General features: G+C 70.8%; 21 protein-coding genes and 1 tRNA gene. 14 read left to right on the plus strand and 8 right to left on the minus strand.

Annotated features, from left to right (window positions below; translation table 11 throughout):
- Window positions 1-115 precede the first annotated feature (115 nt).
- The gene (locus AB0K37_RS15455; protein ID WP_363980569.1) at window positions 116-1,030 is read right to left on the minus strand and encodes a LysR substrate-binding domain-containing protein; all 915 of its coding nucleotides are present in this window, start codon (window positions 1,028-1,030) and stop codon (window positions 116-118) included.
- A 247-nt stretch (window positions 1,031-1,277) separates the two neighbouring features.
- Here AB0K37_RS15455 and AB0K37_RS15460 point away from each other — a divergent pair, with 247 nt between their 5' ends.
- From AB0K37_RS15460 to AB0K37_RS15475, 4 genes are all read left to right on the plus strand, one after another.
- Entirely contained in the window at window positions 1,278-2,375 is a 1,098-nt protein-coding gene (locus AB0K37_RS15460) for an acyl-CoA desaturase (protein WP_363980572.1), read from the plus strand.
- Between the two features lie 32 nt (window positions 2,376-2,407).
- A complete protein-coding gene (locus AB0K37_RS15465; protein WP_363980575.1) occupies window positions 2,408-2,725 on the plus strand; it encodes a UBP-type zinc finger domain-containing protein in 318 nt (105 codons plus the stop codon).
- Between the two features lie 80 nt (window positions 2,726-2,805).
- The gene (locus tag AB0K37_RS15470; RefSeq protein WP_363980578.1) at window positions 2,806-4,014 is read left to right on the plus strand and encodes a PP2C family protein-serine/threonine phosphatase; all 1,209 of its coding nucleotides are present in this window, start codon (window positions 2,806-2,808) and stop codon (window positions 4,012-4,014) included.
- 275 nt (window positions 4,015-4,289) lie between these two features.
- On the plus strand, window positions 4,290-4,547 hold the full coding sequence (locus tag AB0K37_RS15475) for a DUF6458 family protein (RefSeq protein ID WP_363980625.1): 258 nt from the start codon (window positions 4,290-4,292) through the stop codon (window positions 4,545-4,547).
- Window positions 4,548-4,981: 434 nt separating this feature from the next.
- Here the strand turns inward: AB0K37_RS15475 and AB0K37_RS15480 are convergent, their stop codons facing one another.
- Window positions 4,982-5,500: a DUF5994 family protein gene (locus tag AB0K37_RS15480; RefSeq protein WP_363980581.1), complete on the minus strand. Its 519-nt coding sequence runs from the start codon at window positions 5,498-5,500 to the stop codon at window positions 4,982-4,984.
- 58 nt (window positions 5,501-5,558) lie between these two features.
- Between AB0K37_RS15480 and AB0K37_RS15485 the strand changes: the two genes are divergently transcribed.
- A complete protein-coding gene (locus tag AB0K37_RS15485) occupies window positions 5,559-5,822 on the plus strand; it encodes a hypothetical protein (protein ID WP_363980584.1) in 264 nt (87 codons plus the stop codon).
- A 402-nt stretch (window positions 5,823-6,224) separates the two neighbouring features.
- Entirely contained in the window at window positions 6,225-6,860 is a 636-nt protein-coding gene (locus AB0K37_RS15490; protein ID WP_363980587.1) for a hypothetical protein, read from the plus strand.
- A 367-nt stretch (window positions 6,861-7,227) separates the two neighbouring features.
- Here the strand turns inward: AB0K37_RS15490 and AB0K37_RS15495 are convergent, their stop codons facing one another.
- The 3 genes from AB0K37_RS15495 to AB0K37_RS15505 all read right to left on the minus strand — a co-directional run bounded on the left by AB0K37_RS15495 (window position 7,228) and on the right by AB0K37_RS15505 (window position 10,297).
- The gene (locus AB0K37_RS15495; RefSeq protein ID WP_363980590.1) at window positions 7,228-8,346 is read right to left on the minus strand and encodes an acyl-CoA desaturase; all 1,119 of its coding nucleotides are present in this window, start codon (window positions 8,344-8,346) and stop codon (window positions 7,228-7,230) included.
- Between the two features lie 547 nt (window positions 8,347-8,893).
- Window positions 8,894-8,966 (minus strand) — tRNA-Lys (locus tag AB0K37_RS15500).
- Between the two features lie 44 nt (window positions 8,967-9,010).
- Window positions 9,011-10,297 (minus strand): cytochrome P450, encoded by a 1,287-nt coding sequence (locus AB0K37_RS15505; protein WP_363980593.1) that lies wholly within the window; start codon window positions 10,295-10,297, stop codon window positions 9,011-9,013.
- A gap of 24 nt (window positions 10,298-10,321) precedes the next feature.
- Between AB0K37_RS15505 and AB0K37_RS15510 the strand changes: the two genes are divergently transcribed.
- On the plus strand, window positions 10,322-10,714 hold the full coding sequence (locus AB0K37_RS15510; RefSeq protein WP_363980596.1) for a PaaI family thioesterase: 393 nt from the start codon (window positions 10,322-10,324) through the stop codon (window positions 10,712-10,714).
- Between the two features lies 1 nt (window position 10,715).
- Window positions 10,716-11,402, plus strand: a complete 687-nt coding sequence (locus AB0K37_RS15515; RefSeq protein ID WP_363980598.1) for a dienelactone hydrolase family protein — start codon at window positions 10,716-10,718, stop codon at window positions 11,400-11,402.
- Window positions 11,403-11,456: 54 nt separating this feature from the next.
- Here the strand turns inward: AB0K37_RS15515 and AB0K37_RS15520 are convergent, their stop codons facing one another.
- Entirely contained in the window at window positions 11,457-11,987 is a 531-nt protein-coding gene (locus AB0K37_RS15520; RefSeq protein ID WP_363980600.1) for a C40 family peptidase, read from the minus strand.
- Window positions 11,988-12,612: 625 nt separating this feature from the next.
- Between AB0K37_RS15520 and AB0K37_RS15525 the strand changes: the two genes are divergently transcribed.
- Window positions 12,613-14,019, plus strand: a complete 1,407-nt coding sequence (locus tag AB0K37_RS15525; RefSeq protein ID WP_363980602.1) for a family 1 glycosylhydrolase — start codon at window positions 12,613-12,615, stop codon at window positions 14,017-14,019.
- A 28-nt stretch (window positions 14,020-14,047) separates the two neighbouring features.
- Here the strand turns inward: AB0K37_RS15525 and AB0K37_RS15530 are convergent, their stop codons facing one another.
- Together AB0K37_RS15530 and AB0K37_RS15535 are read right to left on the minus strand one after the other, a co-directional pair.
- Window positions 14,048-15,070 (minus strand): DNA topoisomerase IB, encoded by a 1,023-nt coding sequence (locus AB0K37_RS15530; protein WP_363980604.1) that lies wholly within the window; start codon window positions 15,068-15,070, stop codon window positions 14,048-14,050.
- 11 nt (window positions 15,071-15,081) lie between these two features.
- Window positions 15,082-15,930, minus strand: a complete 849-nt coding sequence (locus AB0K37_RS15535; protein WP_363980607.1) for an SDR family oxidoreductase — start codon at window positions 15,928-15,930, stop codon at window positions 15,082-15,084.
- Between the two features lie 179 nt (window positions 15,931-16,109).
- Between AB0K37_RS15535 and AB0K37_RS15540 the strand changes: the two genes are divergently transcribed.
- From AB0K37_RS15540 to AB0K37_RS15560, 5 genes are all read left to right on the plus strand, one after another.
- On the plus strand, window positions 16,110-16,883 hold the full coding sequence (locus AB0K37_RS15540) for an SDR family oxidoreductase (RefSeq protein ID WP_363980609.1): 774 nt from the start codon (window positions 16,110-16,112) through the stop codon (window positions 16,881-16,883).
- Between the two features lie 8 nt (window positions 16,884-16,891).
- Window positions 16,892-17,704 carry a crotonase/enoyl-CoA hydratase family protein gene (locus AB0K37_RS15545; RefSeq protein WP_363980611.1) on the plus strand — a complete coding sequence of 271 codons (813 nt, stop codon included), beginning with the start codon at window positions 16,892-16,894 and terminating at the stop codon, window positions 17,702-17,704.
- 211 nt (window positions 17,705-17,915) lie between these two features.
- Complete coding sequence (locus AB0K37_RS15550) at window positions 17,916-18,992, plus strand: hypothetical protein (RefSeq protein ID WP_363980614.1); 1,077 nt, start codon at window positions 17,916-17,918, stop codon at window positions 18,990-18,992.
- 170 nt (window positions 18,993-19,162) lie between these two features.
- Entirely contained in the window at window positions 19,163-19,861 is a 699-nt protein-coding gene (locus AB0K37_RS15555; protein WP_363980617.1) for a L,D-transpeptidase family protein, read from the plus strand.
- Between the two features lie 81 nt (window positions 19,862-19,942).
- Window positions 19,943-21,271 (plus strand): AAA family ATPase (locus tag AB0K37_RS15560; RefSeq protein ID WP_363980620.1); only part of this gene is annotated, 1,329 nt, incomplete at its 3' end.

Here is a 21,271-nt window from a genome sequence, read left to right on the forward strand (position 1 = left end):
ATTACAGACAATCCCGTCCGGCCGCCGGGGGATACCGCCGATACGGTCTGAGCCGATCACCACGACCGATCACCGCGCGGGTCGGGTGGAGGCCGGTGGATCGGTGGCCGGCGGGTCAGCCGGCCGGTTGGTCGGCGGTGACGAGCCAGCCGAGCCGTTCGGACATGCCGCGGGCGCAGGCGACGACGGCGCGGACGTGAGGGGAGTCGTCGGCGGCGCGCCACAGGATCGACCAGGGGTAGAACGAGACCGGTTCGGTGAGCGGGCGCCAGATCGTCCCCGGGAGGGCGGAGATGCAGGAGGAGGGCACGCAGTACAGGCAGCGGCCCTGGGCGACCAGTGTGGACGCGGCGCGGATGCTTTCGACGGTGCCCTGGTGCACCGTGGGGGTGAAGCCGGCGGCGCGGCACATCTCGACGGTGAACTGGTTGAACTCCGGGGCCTTCATCTCCTCGGCCAGCAGCAGCGGCTCGCGGGCCAGGGCATCGACGGGCACCTCGTCCAGGTCGGCGAACCGGTGCCCGCGGGGGACCAGGACGCCGAGGCGGTCCTGGCGGAACAGGTGCGAGGCGATCCCGCCGGGTGCCTGTGCGGCGCGGCCGATGCCCACGTCCAGGCGCCCGTCGACGAGCTGCTGGTACTGCTCGGGGACACCGGCCTCGACCTGGTGGATCACCAGGTCGGGGTAGCGTGCCTGGGCCTCGTGCAGGATCTGCGGCATCGAGTCGTAGCTGGCGTCGATGATGCCCACCCGCAATGCCGGCGAGGTGCCCTGCGCGGTCCGGGCGACCTGGGCGGCGCGCTCCACGTGGGCGAGGATCTGCCGCGCCTCGACCAGGAACGCCGCCCCCGCCACGGTCAGGGCGACGTAGTGCGTGGTGCGCTCCAGCAGGCGCACCCCGAGCTCCCGCTCCAGCCGCTGTACCTGCTGGCTCAACGCCGACTGCACGATGTGCTCGCGGGCCGCCGCGCGCCCGAAGTTGAGCTCCTCGGAGACGGAGACGAAATAGCGGAGCTGGCGCAGTTCCACGTCTCCCGCCTTCCGGGCCGGAACAGCTGGACCCTCCAGCAGCGTACATCGCGGCGTGCGCCTGAAACTGTGCATCGCCGGTCGACGGTTATCGCCGCAACTGATGATCCCTGACCGCATTGCCCGGTTCGGTCCGGCCCAAGAGCGGGCTCAACTGGGAGTAGGCGCCTTCCGCGCTCCCGAGCCCGCCGGCGGCGTTCGAGCCGGTCGTCCCTCACCGGAGGGCATCTACCTGGAGTCGAAGACCATGACCGTGATCGTCCCCGCAGGCGACCCTCGAAGCGGCGCACCGGACCAGACCCGCGGACCAGGCAGCGTCCGAGGCAGCGACTACGCGGTGCTGTCGCGGCAGGTGAAACGGGCCGGGCTACTGGCCCGGCGGCCCGGCTACTACTGGGTGAAGGCCGCGACGAACCTGCTGTTCCTCGCCGCGGGCTGGACCGCTTTCGTGCTGGTCGGCCCGTCCTGGTGGCAATTGGCGGTGGCGGCGTTCCTGGCGGCCGCGTTCACCCAGACCGCGTTCCTCGGCCACGACGCGGGCCACCAGCAGATCTCCGGTTCCAAGCGGGTCAACGTCCTGCTTGGACGGCTGCACGGCAACCTGCTGGTCGGCCTCGGCTACGGCTGGTGGGTCGCCAAGCACAACCGGCACCACGCCCACCCCAACCAGATCGACCGCGACCCCGACATCGCCACCGGCGCGATCGCCTTCACCCGCGACAACGCCCAGGCCCGCGGCGCCTTCGGCGTATGGCTGGCCCGCCGCCAGGCCTGGCTGTTCTTCCCGATGCTGCTCCTGGAAGGACTCCACCTGCACGTGGCGAGCGCCCGGGCACTGCTCGGGCATGGCGCGACCTCCCGGGCGAACACCCCGGGAACGACGCGGCTGGTCGAGGGCGGCCTGCTTCTCGTCCATGCCGCCGGATACCTCACCATCCTGCTCTGGGTCCTGGCTCCCGCCCAGGCCGTCGGCTTCCTCCTGCTCCAGCAGGGACTCTTCGGGCTCTACCTGGGGTGCTCGTTCGCCCCCAACCACAAGGGCATGCCGATCTTCGGCAGGGACCACGGGTCCGACTTCCTGCGCCGGCAGGTGCTGACCGCGCGCAACATCCGCGGCGGCCGGATCACCGACTTCGCGCTAGGCGGGCTGAACTACCAGATCGAACACCACCTCTTCCCCTCCATGCCGCGCCCCAACCTGCGCCGCGCCCAAGCCCTTGTGCGCGAGTTCTGCGCCCGCAACGACATCGCCTACCGCGAGACGACCCTCACCGGTTCCTACGCCGAGGTACTGCGTCACCTGCACGCGGTCGGCGGTCCCCTGCGGCCGGAACTGGAGTACTGACCCGCAACGCGACACCCGGAAGGGGAGGTTCGATGGATCACGAGATGAGGGTCCGCGCCATGGCCTCGGGCGTGCCGCACAGCCCCAACGGCTCGGCGCCGCGTTGTGAGCATCTGGACGGCTTGACCCCCGTCACGCCACGATCACTTGGTTGCGCGGCGTGTGAGGCACGGGGCGGCCGGTGGACGGCGCTGCGGCTGTGCCTGACCTGCGGCTGGGTGGCCTGCTCCGACGACTCGCCCGGACGGCACGCGCGAGCGCACTACCAGGAGACCGACCATCCGCTCGCCGCCGCCGTGGAGCCGGGATCGACCTGGAAATGGTGCTATGTCCACGAACGTCCCGTCTAACACTCTCGCTACGCGAAGTTACCGTCCATGCCGGAGGGCACATAGACGGCGTGGGGGAACTGAGCGGGCCCGAGGACGGGGTGGATCGGAGCGAAGGCTTCGGTGAGCGGCTGCTGGGACAGCTGCTGGACCGGGCGCACGAGATGCCGCCCCAGCTCATCGCACCGCTGGTGGCCGAGGAGGTGCGTGCGATCGGCGGCCGGGACGTCTCGATCCTGCTGCAGGACTACGCCCAGTTGACGCTGGTGCCGCTGTCGGGCCGGGGCCTCACCGACGGTGAACCGCTGCCGCTGGAGGGGTCCCCGGCCGGTCGCGCGTTCCTGTCGGAGACCGTCGTCGAACAGCGGCAGGCCGATGGTGTGCGGATGTTCCTGCCGCTTCTGGACGGCAGCGACGAGATCGGGGTGATGGCCCTGACCCTGGACAGGGTCAACGATGACGACCGCCGGCTGCTGCGGCGGCTCGCGGGCCTGGTCGCCGACATGCTGGTGACCAAGAACAACTACACCGACCAGTTCCTGCGGGCACGGCGGCGCGCGCCGATGAGCGTGCCCGCGGAGATCCAGTGGTCCCTGCTGCCCCCGCTCACCATGACGACACCGCAGGTCGCCGTCGCCGGGATCCTCGAACCCGCCTACGACGTCGCGGGCGACAGCCTCGACTACGCCCTCAACGACGACGTCCTGCACCTGGCCGTGATCGACGCGATGGGCCACGGTCTGAACGCCGCGGTCCTGGCCACCGTCGCCGTGGGCGCCTACCGGCACGCCAGACGCGCCGAGGCCGGGCTCGCCGAGCTGTACGCGTTCATGGACACCGCCATCGACGAGCAGTTCGGCCCCGACCACTTCGTCACCGCGCAGATGATGCGCCTGAACATCGGAACAGGCCACCTGCAATGGGTCAACGCCGGCCACCCCGCTCCCATGCTGATCCGCGACCACAAGGTCATCTGCGCACTGGAAGGCCACGGCACACTCCCCGTCGGCTTCGGCGGCTCCACACCCCAGATCAACCACCGCCGGCTCCTCCCCGGCGACCGAGTCCTGGCCTACACCGACGGCCTCGTCGAAGAGCACACCGCCGGCGGGACTCTGTTCGGCGAGGACCGCCTGATCGCCACCATCGAGCGCGTCGGCCCCGCCAGCGCGACCGCCCAGCAAATGGTGCGCGACCTCTCCCACACCCTTATGGGTGAGCGAGGCGGAATCACCAGCGACGACGCCACCCTCTTCCTCGTCGAATGGCGCGGTGGCACCGCCGACCACCTCACCCGGCCCCTCCTGTGACCACGAGACCCGGGCCAGGTGGCGGCCGGGCCAACGGGAGGTGAGGCGGTGAGGGATGGTGCAGATGACGACCGGTCATCTCCTGAAGAGAAGAGACGTTCGGAAATCCGCTGTTTCCGTTGCGGCCGGGGGGCGGTTTGATGGTGCTGAGATGAGCATGCGAGTCCGGTGACCATAAGGCACATCCGGACCGAATTCACGGCTCGTCCTAGGAGTCCGCTCATGGGCATAGACGCCTGGTTCATTGATGTGATCTCACCGAAGGGCGGCGTGTGATGCCGACAGCCGGTATCACTCTCCTCGTGGTCGGCGCGATTCTCGCTTTCGCCGTCACCGGATCCGTGAGCGGTATCGATCTGCACGCGGTGGGCGCCATCTTCATGGTCGCCGGCGTGGCCCTGCTGCTGCTTCCGCTGGTCGTGCGCGGAAGGCCGCGTCCGAAGCGGTGGCCGGCCCGCAGCCGCCAAGACGTCATCGACGAAGCGCACGCCAGGCAAAGACGGCAGAGGGTGCCCGATGAGCATGAAGAATGAATACTTTCGGCTGGTGATGGGACTCATCGGCGGCATGGTCATCGCGGTGGCGATCGTCTGCGTGCTCATCGCGGCGGTCGCCGTCGTCGTTTCCTGACAGGATCACCCGGTCGGGCGGCTGGGTCCCGTTGCCACCAGGCGAAGGAGCGGATGTACCGGGCAGCCTGCGGGAGGGCCGACGTCCATACGTCAGGGCGATGATGCCGTGGCCGTCCGCGCGGCCGCCCTCCCGGCGGGCGCCCGCCACCGGCCGGTGCGCAGATCGGGACGCGCGGCGGCGTCGACGTCGTTCCCGTCGGGGACGCTCACAGTTCTCTCCATCGGAACGAGCCCGGACCGGGACGTGCGCCGCAGGGCAGGCCGGTGTCACGGAACGTCATGGTGAGGGGGCGGAAGTCCCGTACCCGGGCGGGCCGGCCGGGCGCCGGGTCGGATCAGCGTGTCGCCGGGGCTTCGCGAAGTCGTCCGCCCTCGGATTCCCAGGCGTCCTCCGGGGCGTTCTGGGTGCCGGCCCGGTCCGGTCGGCCGGGTGCCGCGGTGAGGGCCGCCAGCAGGCCGGGGGTGTGCAGATGGTTGGCGGGGTGGGACGCCAGTTCCATCACCGCCTCGGCTTCGGCGCGGGTGGTGGAGACCGGGACGGTGAGCAGGTCAACGCGCCGCCCGTCGGCGTGAATCGCGGTGAGGAGCCCGGCGGGGAGTGAGTCGAACCAGCTCAGCCGTACCACCCGGGTGTCGGCCGGGCCGTCGATCCGCAGCCGGCGCGGTCGGCTGTCCCAGTCGTCCGCCCGCAGCAGGACGTGGGTGATGGGACGGTGGTCGTCGATGGGGCCGTGGTCCTGCAGCGCCAGGACCAGCCCGGGCAGCTCCGCGACCGGGTCGGCCGAGCGGGGCCACCAGGCGCCGTCCAGCGCGGTCCGCACCGAGCCGGGAGGAGCCGCGGGGCGCAACCGCAACCGTGGAGTCGAGGGTGGGGACAAACTGATCGTCGTGCGGCGTTCGGTGGTGGTCCACATGGCCGGCACCTTCTTCTGGATTTCGATCGATGCGGCGAGCCGGTTCCTCATCGGAGGCCTTGCGGGTCAGCGGCCGCAGTTGGGTGAGGCGGGCGGTGCCCAGAATCAGGGTCACCGCGATTCCGGCGGCCATCGCGGCCAGGAGCACGACCGCCAGCGGCAGGACACCGCTCATGCCGGCGAAAGAGATCCGCGCGTCGCCGGTGTTGCTTACCACGACCACCATGAAGACGGCCGACGGCTGCTGGTGCGACGCTCGTAAGAATTCGGCATGACTCCCCCTCTCGGGGGCGAGCCGGTGTGACGGAACAACCTCAGAATGAGGATGTCATCGTTGCCGGATAATTTTATCCTACCTCAACAATTCATGAATACTTGCAATTATCTGAAGATATTTCTCGGAAGGTGCGCAGGAACACGGGATCAGGGTTCATTTGAGCTCCGGGCGGGCGGTCATCGGCGCAAGTGATGGCGTGTGCACGCCTTGCCTGTTTCCCACCATCAGGCCGTCCGACTTGAATGAGAAGCAGCCGGTCACCACTGGGGGCTGCGCCCGGCTGGTCCAGGACCGTCCGCTCCTCCCCGAGCCGGCCGGCCCTGGACCACGGCCAACCCGTGGTGAGGCGAGACCTTTGGCCGGGTTGCTGAAGAGGAAGTGAGCCCCATGACCGTCCGGGACCGGGTCCCCGCGATCCGAACCTCGAAATGCAGCCCCTCTCCCGGCGCGCCGGACCGGGCCGACCACGAACAGCGGCCCTCGAACGTGGACGCCGCCTCGCCGGCGGTAGTGTCAGTCGGCCTGCCAGCGCCCGCACCGCGTGCCGTCCAGCAGGCACGCGCCTTCCTGACCCCCCGCCACGCCACCGGCGTGGACGAGTTTCTCTGGCAGTCCAGGGGACGGCCGATGCCCGACCGCGACGCCATCGGCGCGGTCCTCGACGCCGGTGACCGGGCCCAGCACGGAAACGGCGACAGTCCCGAGCCGGTCGAGGTCGCGGCGGCACTGCTGGTGCTGGGCGCGGTCCGCCTGAATCTGGACCAGACCGAGGCGCGCCTGCTCAGCATCGCCCAAGCCGCGGGCCTGAGCTTCGAACAGATCGCCGCCGTCCTCGGCCTCGGCGTCGAGGAGGCCGAGGAGCGCTACCGGCAACTCAAACCCCGCCTGGACGAACCGGCCGCACCGTCCCCGGCACCGCCGCGCCGCGCCGACGCTCTCGGAGGTTCCTCCCAGCGGTCGGGCACACGGCCCACGGATCAGCCGACCTGGGAAGAATTGGACGACGAAGACTGGGGAAACTGATTCAACCGGAAAATGAAGGAGTCCCAATGATCCAGATCTGGTGCGGCGCCGGGCGACCAGTAAGCGTCCCGCATCGGCAGGGCCTGGCTCGGGGGCTCAGCCGCCTGGACGCCTACGCTCGGATGCTGCGGTATCGGGCGCAGGGATAGAAGCGGGCGTCGGCTCGGCTTGTGCGCCTTCCGGCCCCAGGATGGCGTCAGCTCGGCACCAGGCATGATCGCCCACATGCCCACCGAAACGTGTTCGCCCTGGTGGAGGGTGGGTCGCGTGGGACTCGAACCCACGACCTACGGATTAAGAGAGGGGGCGGTTCGGTCTCTTCGAGACCCCGGGCTCATGAGGGACACCAGCATGAGCTGCGCGTTGGTTACTCCATCTCGGGACGCAACGGCCCGCCGACCGCATGGAGATGGCGCAGCGCCTGCGCGTAGGACTGGAGGAGACCCGTCTCGCAATAGGCGACGCCGTGGCGCTTGCTGAAGGCGTGTACCAGTGTCTGCGCGCGGCGCAGGTTGGGCCGCGGCATGGACGGGAACAGGTGGTGCTCGATCTGGTAGTTGAGCCCGCCGAGCGCGAAATCGGTGATCCGGCCACCGCGGATGTTGCGCGCGGTCATGACCTGCCGGCGCAGGAAGTCCGTCTTGTCGTTCCTGCCGAGCATCGGCATGCCCTTGTGGTTGGGGGCGAACGAACAGCCCAGGTACAGGCCGAACAGGCCCTGCTGGAGGAGGAGGAAGCCCACGGCCTGCAGCGGAGGGAGTACCCAGAACAGGGCGGTGAGATATCCGCCGATGTGGGCGAGCAGCAGACCGCCCTCAGCCAAGCGGGCCCTGCCCGGCCTGCGCGCGGTGGCCTTGCCGCCGAACAGGGCGCGGACCCCCGCGAGATGTAGGTGGAACCCTTCCAGGAGCAGCATCGGGAAGAACAGCCATGCCTGGTGCCGGGCCAGCCAGGCACCGGGGCCGCGCCGGGCCAGTGCGTTCTCACGGGTGAAGGTGATCGCTCCGGTGGCGATGTCGGGATCGCGGTCGACCTGATTGGGGTGGGCGTGATGCCGGTTGTGCTTGGAGATCCACCACCCGTAACTGAGCCCGACCAGTAGGTTGCCGTGCAGTCGCCCCAGCAGCTCGTTCACCCGCTTGGAGCCGGATATCTGCTGGTGGCCCGCGTCGTGCCCGAGGAAGGCGGTCTGCGTGAAGGTGACTGCCAGGAACACCGCCACCAGCAGTTGCCACCAAGACGGCCCGATCAGCGCGAAGGCCGCCCAGCCGGCCGTCAGCAGGACGAGATTCGAAACGATCTTGACGGTGTAGTAGCCCGGCCGCCGGGTCAGCAGCCCGGCCCGCTTCACCTCGCGGGACAGCAGCGCGTAGTCGCTGCCCCGCGGAACCGCCTCGTCCCGGTCCCGGGCGGGGACACTACCGGGGGTCGGAACATCCGTGGTCACGCTTGTGGTCACATTGTCTTTTTCCATACGGGCGAGCATTCCCGAGAAAGCACGCCAATCACTTACAGTGACATTCACTGGCCCGGACGCCGACACAGGCGATCCGAGCAGAGCCCATCAGCAGAGCCGATCGCCCGGCGGGCCGGTGAGCCCGGGTGCCATCGGCCATCACCGGCGCGGCGAGAAGCAGGACCGGGATGGTGAACCGCCACGGCGGTGAACATCACGATGGAGGCCGGAGCGGGGGTCGCGCGGCCGACGGTGCGGCCGAGATCACCTACTCGCGCAGCAGACCGGCGGTGGCGTGATCGATTTCCCCGTCGACACCACCACCGGGAACCTCTGCCGCTGCGCGGCGACGTTCAGCACTGCCGTCGTGGCGCTCGTCCTTCCTGCCAGGGGAGCCGCCATGCTTCGGAATGGGAGTCCAGGAAGGCGGTGAACCGAGCCGCGGACGGTGGAGAACGAGGGTGACCAGGCCCGGTGCGTGCCCGCGAGCCGACCTCGAGCCGACATGGGGACGAAGCGGGGCGAAGCGGGCGGCGGACAAGCCGGGCGTTCTCGTGTTTGCCCAGTTCAGACTAGGTGGGTCGCGTGGGACTCGAACCCACAACCTACGGATTAAAAGTCCGGAGCTCTGCCAATTGAGCTAGCGACCCGTCCTGGCAAGCGTACCGAGATCGGCGGGGGGTTCGCGACGGGGTTAGGGGGCGGGGGTCAGGTGGACGGGGAGGTGCTTGAGGCCGTTCTGGAAGTTGGAGGCCAGGCGGACGGGCGTGCCGGTGAGAGTGACGTCGTGGGGGAGGAGTTCGCGGAAGACGGCGCGCATCTGGGTGCGGGCCAGGTGGGCGCCCAGGCAGAAGTGGGGGCCGAAGCCGAAGCTGACGTGGTCGTTGGGGGTGCGCGTGATGTCGAAGCGGTCGGGGGACGGGAAGACGGTCTCGTCGCGGTTGGCGGAGGCGTGGTAGACGACGACCTTGTCGCCGGGCTCGATCTTCTGGCCGCCTAGGTCGAGGGGGGTCGTGGCGGTGCGGCGGAAGTCCATGACCGGTGGCCAGTAGCGGAGCATCTCCTCGACCGCGGACGGCAACAGGGACGGGTCGGCGCGGAGGCGGGCGTGTTCGGCGGGGTGGTCGAGGAGGGTGAGCAGGCCGCCCGGGATGCCGTTGCGGAGGGTCTCGTTCCCGGCGACGGCGAAGAGGAAGAACATGTTCTCGAACTCGTGGGCGGTGAGCCCGCCTTCGAGCATGCGGGACATGATGTCGCCGGACGGGCGGGAGCGCTTCTCGGCGGCGAGGGCGTGCGCGTAGGCGAACATGTCGGCGAGGGCCGTGTGGGAGCGCGGGTTGATGGGGCGGCCGTCGGGGCGGACGGTCTCGGACGGGCGGTGCTTCATCGCCTCGCGGGCCATGGGGGTCATCGCGGCGGTGTCGGCGGTGGAGAGGCCGGCGTAGTCGGGGTCCTGGTAGCCGATGACGCGGGACGCCCAGTCGTAGAGGAGGCGGCGGTCGGAGTCGGGGACGCCCATGATGTGGGCCAGCGTCCAGACGGGGAGGTCCGCGGCGAGCTCGACGAAGTCGGTGTCCTCGCCGAGGGCGGAGGCCACGAGGGCGCGCGCCCGCTCGTTGATGGTGTCCTCCAGGGCGCGGACGGCGCGGGGGGTGAACGCGGCGGCGACGATGCGGCGCAGGCGGGAGTGGTCCGGCGGGTCCTGGTTCAGCATCATCGCGCGGACGAAGGCGAGGTCCTCGGGGGTGTCGGGGTCGCGGATCTGGGTGGCGCCGAGGTGGGAGGAGAACAGGTCCGGGGAGCGCAGGACGTGCTTGACGTCGGCGTGCCGGAAGACCGCCCAGAAGCCGGGGCCCGCGGGCCAGGGGCCGACGGCCGGTTCGCCGACCCGGGCGACCGGTGACGCGGCGCGGAGCCGGGCGAACGTCGCGTAGGGGACGCCGGCGGCGTAGGTGGCGGGCAGGAAGATCTCCTCGTGCATGCCCTCAGCGTGCATCATGACGGGGTGAAGCCTGAAGAGATCCTCCGTGACAACTTCGCGCCGTGGGTGCTCGACCTGGGCCTGGTGCCCGAGGAGGTCGGGGACGGGACGGCGGTGCTGCGGCTGCCCTGGTCCGACCGCCTCGCCAGGGAGGGCGGCGCGCTGTCGGGGCAGGCGCTGATGGCGGCGGCCGACACGGCGGTGGTGCTGGCGGTGTCGGGGGCCAAGGGGGCCTTCGTGCCGATGACGACGGTGCAGCTCAGCACGACGTTCCAGCGGCCGGTGACGGGACGGGACGTGCTGGTGCGCGCGGAGCTGTCCAAGCTGGGCCGGACGCTGGCGTTCGCGGAGATCGACATGGCCGCGGACGGGCGGACGGTCGCGCATGCCAGCGCGGTTTACGCCATCATCGGCTGACATGACGCGTACAGAGAAGGTCGTCGTCGCGGACGGCGAGTTCGACCTGCGGGTGTGGGGGACGAGCGGTCCCGGGATCCTGCTCCTCCAGGAGATCTTCGGTGTCGGCGAGTACATGGAGGCGGTCGCCGAGGACCTGGTAGCGCTGGGGTTCGTCGTGGCGGCGCCCGACATGTTCTGGCGGATCGAGCCGAACTGGACGACCGTGCACAACGAGGAGGCCCTGCCCAAGGGGATGTCGATGGTCTCCCAGTTCGACTGGGAGAAGGGCGTAGAGGACGCTGTGGCGGCGCTGGGGGTTCTCAAGGGGCTGCCGGAGGTGGGACAGGTGGGCGTCCTGGGGTTCTGCTTCGGCGGGACGCTGGCGTACCTGGTGGCCGCGAACGCCCAGGTCGATTCGCTCGTCTCGTACTACGGGTCCGGTGTGCCGGACATGCTCGACAAGCTCGACGCCATCCAGGCGCCCGCGCAGTTCCACTTCGGCGGTGACGACGCGTACATCCCCCGGGAGGACGTCGCCAAGGTGGAACGTGCGGTCGAGCAGAGGGACCACATGGAGATCCACGTCCAGGAGGACGGAGGGCACGCGTTCCACAACCGCAAGGCGCCGATGTTCTACCAGCCGGAGCCCGCCGCGCGCGCTTGGCGGCTCACCGAGGAGTTCTTGCGGCGGACCCTGCCGGCCTAGCGCCGCGAAGGCCCCGCGCCGGGCGGGCGGCGCGGGGCCTGGCGTGCGCCCGGGTCAGATCCCGGGCCGGACGGCGCCGTGGAAGTTGCGCTTGTAGTAGCCGTTCAGCTTGATCTTCTTGACCCGCTTGCCGGAGCTCGGCGCGTGGATCATGTAGCCGTGGCCGGCGTAGATGCCCATGTGGCTCCTGCCGCCGTAGAAGAACAGCAGGTCGCCCTTGACGGCGCCCTTCCAGGAGACCTTCTTGTGGACCGCCTTGTAGATCTGCTGGGTGGTCCGGGGGAGCTTCACCCCGGCCTTGCGCCAGGATCCTCCCGCGAGCCCGGAGCAGTCCCAGGAGCCGGGGCCTGTCCCGCCGTAGCGGTAGGGGTCGCCGATCTGCTTGGCCGCGTACTTCACGGCGTAGTCGGCGCGCTTCCTCTGCTTCGCGATCCGGGCCTGCTTGGCGGTGAGGGCCGTGGTGGTGACCGTCGCGGCCGGGGCCGCGGCGAGGGGGGCCCGCTGCGGGGCCGCGGCGTGCACGGGCCCTGCCGCCAGGACGGACGCGCCGAGCGCGGCGGTCGTGGTGAGCACGAGCCCGCCCACGGTGAATCCGGCCTTGAGGGGGTTTCGAGGGGTATGCAGAATGTCTCCAGACCTCGCGGTTGGTGCCTACCGGGCAGCCGTCCCCTCCGGATTAATTGGAGGGTTCTGGATGTAGCGGCCGATTTCGCAGCGTCATTGAGGGGGGACGCGGAGAAATGGCGGCCGCTTCCGGTTCCGTGCCTCTCGTAGGCACGGATTCGGCGTCCGACGACGGCTTCCGGGCGGGGTCCCTGGAGGGGACGACCTGGGGGTCCGCGCCGGCCTCCCGTGGGAGACCGTGCGCGCCGCCGCCGCGCGTCGGGGTGCGTGTTCTGTTGTCCGGGCGGCTCGGGCGCCGCATGAACCGGGCAGGAAGCTAGCCAGCCCGCGGCCGGGCTGGCAAATCACCCGCCATTTCTCCACGGTGCCGGCGGTCCGTTTGAGACGCCGGTCCAGCGCCCTGCCAGCACTGATCAGCAACCCCTTTCACCAATTGTGAAGTGAGTCACAAGCGCCGGGAAAAGCATGATCAATTTATCGGTCTGTGATGCGCGGCACAGCCGGGGAGGGGGTGGAGGTTGCCGGATCCGGCCGTGTCCGGCCGTTGACGGGGCCTCGCGCGACCCCTGTAGTGCGAAGGAGATTCATGTCCGTCTCCGGAGGGAGTCCCGTGTTCGGCAGGCCCCGCAGAGCACGCCCCGTCCACCTCCTGTCGGCCCTGGGCGTGGCGGCCGCCCTCGCGCTGACCGCCGCGCCCCCCGCCACCGCCGCCGCCCCGACCGCCGAGCCCGCCGCCGGCAGGCCCGCCACCGCCAAGTTCCCGCCGGGATTCCTCTGGGGCGTCGCCACGTCCGGCTTCCAGAGCGAGGGCTCCTTCCCCGACAGCAACTGGACGAGGTACGCCGACCGCAAGGCCGGCGGCGTCACCGACCCGTACGGGAACTCCGTCGACTTCCGGCACCGCTACCCGAGCGACCTGCGACTCGCCCGCGGGCTCGGCGCGAACGTGTTCCGGACGTCCGTCGAGTGGTCCCGCGTCGAGCCGCGCCGCGGCTTCCGCGACCCCAAGGCGATCGCCTACTACGACGACCTCGTCCGCCGGATCAAGGCGGCCGGGATGCGCCCGATGCTGACGCTCGACCACTGGGTGTACCCGGGCTGGGTCGCCGACCAGGGCGCCTGGGACAACCCCCGGACGCAGGACGACTGGCTGCGCAACGCCCGCTTCATCGTCGACAGGTACAAGCGCCAGGGCGTCGTCTGGATCACGTTCAACGAGGCCAGCGCCTACATCTACAAGGAGCTGACGGCCCGTCCGATGGACCTCGGCCAGATGATGAGGATGCGCGACGCCCTGGTCAGGACGCACCGCGCCGCCTACGACATGATCCACGCGGTGGACCCGGGCGCCCCGGTGTCCAGCAACGTCGCCTACGGGTCGCCCGTCAACGGCATCTTCGACGCGGCCCTGTTCAACGAGGTCACCGACAAGCTCGACTTCATCGGCATCGACTACTACTACGGCGCCAACCTGCAGAACGGGACCGCGGCCTACGCGCTCATGGGCGAGTTCTGGAAGATCGACCCCGAGCCCGAGGGGCTGTACTACGTCCTCAGGAACTACCAGCGCCGGCTGCCGAACCTGCCCGTCTACATCGTCGAGAACGGCATGTCCACGGACAACGGCAAGCCGCGCCAGGACGGCTACACGCGCTCGGACCATCTGCGCGACCACATCTACTGGATCCAGCGTGCGATGGCCGACGGCGTGAAGATGATGGGCTACAACTACTGGAGCCTCACCGACAACTACGAGTGGGGCAGTTACCGGCCGCGGTTCGGCCTCTACACGGTGGACGCGCTGACCGATCCGTCCCTGGCGCGCCGTCCGACCGATGCCGTCCCGACCTACCGGTCGATCATCGCGAACCGGGGCGTTCCCGCCGGTTACGTGCCGGTGCGCACGCCCGGCTGGTGCTCGATCGAGGACCCCGTCGCCACCTGCCTCGGTACGACGCCCACCCCGCCCGCCGCCTACCGCCGCACGGAGTGAGGACGCGCGTCTCCGCCTCCGGCAAACCTCAGGAGGCCTCGCGGAGCAGGTCGAGGACGGCCTGCTCCGTCGGCCCCTGTGTCGCCAGCTCGCCCTCGGCGACGTCCACGCCGAGCCGTCCGAGGGCGGGCGCGATCGTCGCTCCCTCCTCGTACAGGTCGATGATGCGCGGGTCGATGTAGGACGCCCGCGCCACGGCCGGGGTGTTGCCGAGGTAGGAGGCGACCTCCTTGACGACGCGGACGACGGCGCGGTTGCGGGAGGCCTCGCTGTCCCCGGCGCGCACCGACACCGCGAGCCCGACGGCCGCGAGGACGGTGGCGTGCCACGTCCGGAAGTCCTTGGCGGTGAAGTCGCCCTGGGTGACCTCGCGGATGAACTCGTTGATGTCGGACGTGGTGACGTCGTGCCAGCCGGCGGGCGTCCGGTAGGCGAGCAGCTCGGGCGAGTCGTCGCCGCGCCGCTTGAGGCCGCTCACCACCTTGCACACGTTCTCTTCCGCGACCGCCTGGTACCGGTCCTTCGAGCCCTTGGCGGGGTAGTCGAACGTCACCCGGTCCCGCCCGCAGGTGACGTGCTCGCGCAGGACGGTCGCGAGCCCGAAGGTGCCGTTCTCGGCCGCGTACGCCTCCCCGCCGATCCGGAAGAACCCGAGGTCGATGAGGCGGACGGCCGCCGCGAGCACCCGCTCGCGCGTGTAGCCCCGTCCGGCCAGGTGCTCGGTGAGCGTGTGGCGGACCTTGGGCAGCCGCTCGGCCAGTTCCAGGACGTGGTCGTGCTTCTCCCGGTCGCGCTGCTCCCGCCAGGCGTCGTGGTAGAGGTACTGGCGGCGCCCGGCGGCGTCCGTCCCGACGGCCTGGATGTGGCCGTCGGAGTCGGGGCAGATCCAGACGTCCTTCCACGCGGGAGGGATGACGAGGGCCTTGATCCGTGCCTTCTCGGCGGGGTCGGCCAGGGTCCGGCCGTCCAGACCGAGGTACACGAATCCCTTGCCGCACTTCCGGCGTCCGTAGCCGGGCTCGCTCAGATCGCTGCGTCGCAGCTCCATCATGGGGGGCTCCCTCAACCCGGGTGGATCTCACCGCCGGCGGGCACCAGGGTCTGCCCGGTGTAGTAGGACGACTGGCGGTCGGAGGCGAAGAAGACGTAGGACGGCGCGATCTCGTCGGGGTCGGCGGCGCGTCCCATCGGGGCCTGCTTCCCGAAGTCCTCGACCTTCTCCGCGTCGAACGTGGCGGGGATGAGCGGCGTCCAGACCGGGCCGGGCGCGACGCAGTTGACCCGGATCTCGCGGTCCATGAGGTTCTGGGCGAGGCACGTGGTCAGCGTCATCGCCGCCGCCTTGCTGGCCGAGTAGTCGATGAGCGTCTTGTTGCCGCGCAGCCCGTTGATGGACCCGGTGATGATCACGGACGAGCCGGGCCCCAGGTGGTCGAGGGCCTCCTGGACGGTCCAGAACAGCGAGAACACGTTCACCTCGAACGTCCGCCGGAGCTGGGCGTCGTCGATCTCGCGCACGTCCTTCACCGGCGTCTGGGTGCCGTGGTGCAGGACGAGCAGGTCGAGCCCGCCGAGGTCGCGGACGGTGTGCCGGACCACCTCGCGGCAGTGCCGCTCCTCGGCCAGGTCGCCGCCGAACGTCACGCACCGGCGGCCCGCGGCCTCGACGAGGCCCGCGGTGTGCCGGGCGTCCTCGTCCTCCTCCAGGTAGGTGATCGCGACGTCCGCGCCCTCCTTGGCGAACGCGACGGCCGTCGCGCGGCCGATGCCGGAGTCGCCGCCGGTGATCAGTGCGCGCCGCCCGTCCAGCAGGCCGCTGCCGGTGTAGCCGCGCATCTCGTCGCGTGGTTCGGGCGTCATGTCCTCGGTGCGCCCGGGGTAGGACTGGCTCTGTGCAGGACGCTCGCTCATGGGGTCCGGGTGCCCTTGCCAGGGGGCGGCAAACGTTCTCTATTGTGACTCCGGAGTAACTTCGCCTTCCCGGGCGAGGTCGCGCCTCCGTGATCCGCAGGGGTGTGAGCAGAGCGCGCGAGGACGTCTGGATAGCATCACCCCGAACCACATTCGGTCCCTCACGTAAGGTGTCGCTTATGGACCTGAACGGAGTTTCCGCCGTCGTATCCGGTGGCGCGAGCGGCCTCGGTGAGGCCACCGTCCGCACGCTGGCCGCCGAAGGCGCCAAGGTGGTCATCGCCGACCTGAACGAGGACAAGGGCAAGGCCCTCGCCGACGAGATCGGCGGCGTCTTCGTCAAGACGGACGTGTCGAACGAGGAGCAGGTGCAGGCCGCGGTGCAGGCCGCCGTCGACTCCGGCGCCCCGCTGCGCGTCATCGTCAACAGCGCCGGCATCGGCTGGGCGTCGCGGACCGTGAACCGCGACGGCACCCCGCACGACCTGGCCTCCTACGAGACCGTCATCCGGATCAACCTGATCGGCACCTTCAACCTCATGCGGATCGGCGCCGCGGCCATCTCCAAGACCGAGCCCGCCGACGAGGACGGCCTGCGCGGCGTCGTGATCAACACCGCCTCCATCGCCGGCATCGAGGGGCAGACCGGGCAGCTCGCGTACTCCGCGTCCAAGGGCGGCATCATCGGCATGACGCTCCCCGCCGCCCGCGACCTCGCCGCGATCGGCGTCCGCGTCAACACGATCTGCCCCGGCATCATCGACACCCCGATCTACGGCGAGGGCGAGGCGGCCGAGGCGTTCAAGGCCAAGCTCGCCGCACCCGTCCCGTTCCCGAAGCGGATGGGCAAGGCGTCGGAGTTCGCCCACCTGGTCAAGTCCCTGATCGAGAACGACTACATGAACGGCGAGACGATCCGCTTCGACGGCGGTATCCGCTTCCAGCCGAAGTGAGGCACTGAATGACCGACGCTGTATCGCCCGAGGGGGGACGACCCCCCACACCCCCCGGCAACGACGCGGTGCTGACCGAAGAAGACGGCGCGGTCCTCATCATCACCATCAACCGCCCGGAGGCCCGCAACGCGGTCAACGGCGAGGTGGCGAAGGGGATCGCGGCGGCCCTCGACGAGCTCGACTCCCGCAAGGACCTGTCCATCGGCATCCTCACCGGCGCGGGCGGGACGTTCTGCGCCGGGATGGACCTCAAGGGCTTCCTGACGGGCGACAACCCGACCGTCGAGGGACGCGGGTTCGCCGGCATCACCGAGCGCCCCTCGGCCAAGCCGCTGATCGCCGCCATCGAGGGCTACGCCCTGGCCGGCGGCTGCGAGGTGGCGCTGTCCTGCGACATGATCGTCGCGGCGCGGGACGCCCAGTTCGGGCTGCCCGAGCCGAAGCGCGGGCTGGTCGCCGCGGGCGGCGGGCTGCTGCGGCTGCCGCAGCGCATCCCGTTCCACATCGCCATGGAGATCGCCCTCACCGGCGACAAGTACCCGGCGGAGCGGATGGCCGAGCTCGGGTTCGTCAACCGGCTCGCCGAGCCGGGCGGCGCGCTCGCCGCGGCCAAGGAGCTGGCCCTGAAGGTCGCCGAGAACGCCCCGCTGGCGCTCGCGGCGACCAAGAAGGTCATCGTCGAGTCCGCGGACTGGACGTCCGACGAGGCGTGGAAGAAGCAGCAGGACATCACCCTGCCGGTCTTCATGTCCAAGGACGCCCAGGAGGGCCCGGCGGCCTTCGCCGAGAAGCGCAAGCCGAACTGGAAGGGCGAGTAGCCCTCCGGCCAGGTGGCCCTCCGGCCTGAGTAGCCCTCCGGCATCGTGGCGGTACGCAGAGCGCCCGGAACTTCATAGTTCCGGGCGTTTTGCGGTTTCCATGGCGTCCTGATCCGGCCGCCCAGAAGATTCCACTTACCCGGCAGTAAGTAATCCCGTACCCTCGGGCGCACGCCTGCTGTGATCTTGGGAGCTGTGGACCTTGCGACAGATGAGACGCAACGCGGTGCCGGCGGCGATGGCCGCGCTCGCCTGCGCCGCCGGGACGGTGGCCGTAGCGGCCCCCGCGCACGCCGCCGGCTGGAAGAGCATCGGCAGCACGGCGCTCGCCTACAACGGCAGCCTCGACAGGGTCGACTTCGGCGCCAAGAACGCCGGCTGGGCCGTCGGCGCCGCAGGCTCCTTCTTCAGCCCGGAGGCCAGGCTCGTCAAGTGGAACGGCTCGGCCTGGGTCGCCGACAAGAGCCCGGTCGGCTTCACCCCGACCGACGTCGCCGTCTCCAGCGCCGGCAAGGCGTGGGTCATCGGCTACAACCTCAGCGGCACCCTCGGCCTCTACTGGAACGGCGCCAAGTGGAGCCAGGTCGCCTATCCGATGGTGGGCTTCCCGACCGCCGTGTCCGCCGCCGCCGACGGCACCGCCTACTCCATCGCGGGCGTCGACGCGGCGTCCGGCGGCCCGAGCGCCATCCTGCGCTGGACGGGCACCGCGTGGGTCGACCCGAAGGTCCCGCTGCCGCCCTCGTCGTCCATCACCGCCGTGGACGTCCGGGCCGAGAACGACGTGTGGCTCGCCGGCACCACGTCCGCCACCGGCACGTCGGTCACCGGGCTGGTGATGCACTTCGACGGCGCGACCTGGAAGAGGATCGACGTCCCCGGCTCCCTGGGCGTCCCCGGCTACCAGGGCACCCTCCACCGCATCGTCGCCGCCTCGCCGACGAACGTGTACGTCCTGCGCGTCCGGCAGAACGCCCAGATCACCAACGCGGTCCTGCGCTACGACGGCAAGGCGTGGAAGACGGTCGACACGCCGCTGAACGCCGCGGGCATCGGCCTCTCCTCAGATGGCAAGGGCGGCGTCGTCATGCTCCCCATCACCACCGGGACCAGGACCCAGTACATGCACTACGACGGCGCCGCGTGGACGACCCTCAACGGACCCGCCCGCACCGGCGCAGTCCAGGCGTCCGACGTCGACGCCCGTCCTGGCACCACCGGCATCGTCAGCACCGGCACCGCCTCCCAGCCCGACAAGAAGGTTCCCTTCATCGAGTACTTCAGCTGACCGGAGTATTCGGGGCGGACCGCCCCGCCCCGCGCCCGCCCCGCCACGAGGGCGGGTGAGGGGTACCCGGGGCGGGTAGAGATCGAGGCATGATCATCCGTTCCGGGAGAGCAGGGAGCCGCGTCATGCGTTCGGGTGCCATGCGGGTCACGGTTCTCTCCTCTGCCGCCGTGTTGTCCGCTGCCGCGGTGCTGGTCGCGGCGGGGGTTCACGCGCCGCAGGCGCTCGCCCGGGAGAGGGCGGAGGATCCCTGCCGGGCGCTCGGCCAGGGGAGGACGCGCTACGAGCCAGGGGCGGCGCGGCATGTGGTGTTCGCCGTGGCGGCCCGGTACGGGACGACCGAAGTGGTCGTCACCGAATGCGCCAAGACGGGGCGCTCGTGGAAGACGCTCCTGACCGCACCGGGGCATGTGGGACGGAACGGTTACGCCGAGCCGGGCGCCAAGCGGGAGGGCGACGGCAGGTCGCCGACCGGCTCCTACAGCCTGACCCAGGCGTTCGGCGAAGGGGACCCCGGCACCCGCCTCCCCTACCGCAGGCTGCGGGAGAGCGGCGACTGCTGGGGCTCGACGATCGGCGACCGGCGGTACAACCGGTACTACCGGGGCACGTGCCTGCCCGCCGACGAGGACCTCTCGAAGATCATGCGGGACGGGCCCTACCGGCAGGCCGTGGTGATCAACTACAACCGGCCTCCGGACTCGCCGGTCGTCCAGGGGAACGGCTCGGCGATCTTCATGCACGTCGGCGCGGGTCAGACGGCCGGGTGCGTCTCGATGGAGCGGCCCGTCCTGGAGTCCGTCATGCGGACCCTGCGCCCGCACGACCGGGTCATGATGGGGACGAGCCGGGCCCTGTTCCGCCCCTGACAGGAACGCGGGCGTTGTGACGGGTTCGTCCGCTGGCTATCGTCGGTGGCGGCGTCCTGGTCCTCCTGAGGGGAGCGAGTCATGGACGTCCTCGCCGCGTCGTCGGTGGTCCGCGCCGGAGCACCGCCCAGGCTGGCAGGGCGATCCGCGCTGCTCGCGTCCGTGGAGTCCCGGATCGGGCGGAACGGCAGCGTGGTGCTGACCGGGCCGAGCGGTATCGGGAAGACGGCGCTGCTCGAAGCCGCCGGAGCCGCGGCCGCGGAACGCGGAGAGCTCGTGCTGCGGGTCGCGGGCACCGAGACCGAGCGGTGGGTGCCGTGCTCGGGGCTCGCCGAGCTGCTCGACCAGCTGCCGGGCGCGCTCACCGCCGAGCTGCCGCGCGAGCGGCTGTCCGGGCTGCCCGAGCCGCATCCGGCGGCGTCGTCCGACCATGTCGCGTGCCGGCTGGCGTTCCGGGGGCTGCTCGCCCGGTGCGCCGAGGAGCGGCCGGTGCTGCTGCTCGTCGACGACGCCCAGTGGCTGGACGCCGAGTCCGTGCACGCCGTTCGCTACACCGTCGGCCGGCTCGGCCCGCGCGGCGTGCGCGCCATCGTCGCCGGGCGCTGGCCCGAAGGATTCGCCGCGAGCGACGGCGGCGGCGACACCTGGACGCCCGCGCCCGACGCCGCGCACGTCCCCGTCCCGCCGCTGGAGCCGGACGAGCTGGCCGAGATGTTCGACAGCTACGGGCTCCCGGTGCGGGTGGTGAACACCCTGCACGCCGACTCCGGCGGCAACCCGTACCTGGCGCTGGCGCTCGGCGGCGCGTTCACCGGGCGCGTCCCGCGGCACTGGCGCCCCGCCCCGCTGCCGCAGCGCGTGCGGGCCGTGATCGCCGAACGGCTGGCGCGGCTGCCCGAGCGTGCCCGCGAGACGCTGCTGATGGCGGCGCTCGCGATCCGGCCGACGACGGACCTGCTGCGCCGGGCCGGGCGCGCCGAGGCCGCGCGCGACATCGGGCACGCCGCCGGGCTGGGGCTGCTGATCACCGAGGGCGGCGGGATCCGGTTCACCCCGCCCGCGGTCGGCACCGTCCTCGCCGAGTCCGCCGACGCCCCGCACCTGGCGCGGGTGCACCGCGCCCTCGCCGAGGTGGTGCCGGACGCGGCGGGACGGGCCCGGCACCGCGCCCTCGCCGACCCGGGCCCGAACGCCGAGCTCGCGCACTCGCTCGTCACCGCCGCCGAGCAGGCCGTCCGGCAGGGGTCGCATCGGATGGCCGCCGAGCTGTACCTGCTGGCCGCGGACCGCTCGCCCGCCGAGCCCGCCGCCGAGCGGCTGGAGTGGCTGGTCGCGGCGGCGGCGGTCAGCTCCTGCGGGCCGGTGGTGCCGCGCGTCAGCCCGTTCAGCCCATGGTCGAGCTTGCGCCAT

The sequence above is a fragment of the Actinomadura sp. NPDC049753 genome (genome assembly GCF_040674655.1).
Lineage (GTDB): Bacteria > Actinomycetota > Actinomycetes > Streptosporangiales > Streptosporangiaceae > Spirillospora > Spirillospora verrucosospora.

Bases quoted from the DNA above. Each gene is read 5' to 3' on its own strand.
- AB0K37_RS15460 (WP_363980572.1), top strand. From the start codon at position 1,278: ATGACCGTGATCGTCCCCGCAGGCGACCCTCGAAGCGGCGCACCGGAC.
- AB0K37_RS15465 (WP_363980575.1), top strand. From the start codon at position 2,408: ATGGATCACGAGATGAGGGTCCGCGCCATGGCCTCGGGCGTGCCGCAC.
- AB0K37_RS15475 (WP_363980625.1), top strand. From the start codon at position 4,290: ATGCCGACAGCCGGTATCACTCTCCTCGTGGTCGGCGCGATTCTCGCT.
- AB0K37_RS15485 (WP_363980584.1), top strand. From the start codon at position 5,559: ATGGCCGGCACCTTCTTCTGGATTTCGATCGATGCGGCGAGCCGGTTC.
- AB0K37_RS15490 (WP_363980587.1), top strand. From the start codon at position 6,225: ATGACCGTCCGGGACCGGGTCCCCGCGATCCGAACCTCGAAATGCAGC.
- AB0K37_RS15495 (WP_363980590.1), bottom strand. From the start codon at position 8,346: ATGCTCGCCCGTATGGAAAAAGACAATGTGACCACAAGCGTGACCACG.
- AB0K37_RS15505 (WP_363980593.1), bottom strand. From the start codon at position 10,297: ATGCACGAGGAGATCTTCCTGCCCGCCACCTACGCCGCCGGCGTCCCC.
- AB0K37_RS15515 (WP_363980598.1), top strand. From the start codon at position 10,716: ATGACGCGTACAGAGAAGGTCGTCGTCGCGGACGGCGAGTTCGACCTG.
- AB0K37_RS15525 (WP_363980602.1), top strand. From the start codon at position 12,613: ATGTCCGTCTCCGGAGGGAGTCCCGTGTTCGGCAGGCCCCGCAGAGCA.
- AB0K37_RS15530 (WP_363980604.1), bottom strand. From the start codon at position 15,070: ATGATGGAGCTGCGACGCAGCGATCTGAGCGAGCCCGGCTACGGACGC.
- AB0K37_RS15535 (WP_363980607.1), bottom strand. From the start codon at position 15,930: ATGAGCGAGCGTCCTGCACAGAGCCAGTCCTACCCCGGGCGCACCGAG.
- AB0K37_RS15540 (WP_363980609.1), top strand. From the start codon at position 16,110: ATGGACCTGAACGGAGTTTCCGCCGTCGTATCCGGTGGCGCGAGCGGC.
- AB0K37_RS15545 (WP_363980611.1), top strand. From the start codon at position 16,892: ATGACCGACGCTGTATCGCCCGAGGGGGGACGACCCCCCACACCCCCC.
- AB0K37_RS15550 (WP_363980614.1), top strand. From the start codon at position 17,916: ATGAGACGCAACGCGGTGCCGGCGGCGATGGCCGCGCTCGCCTGCGCC.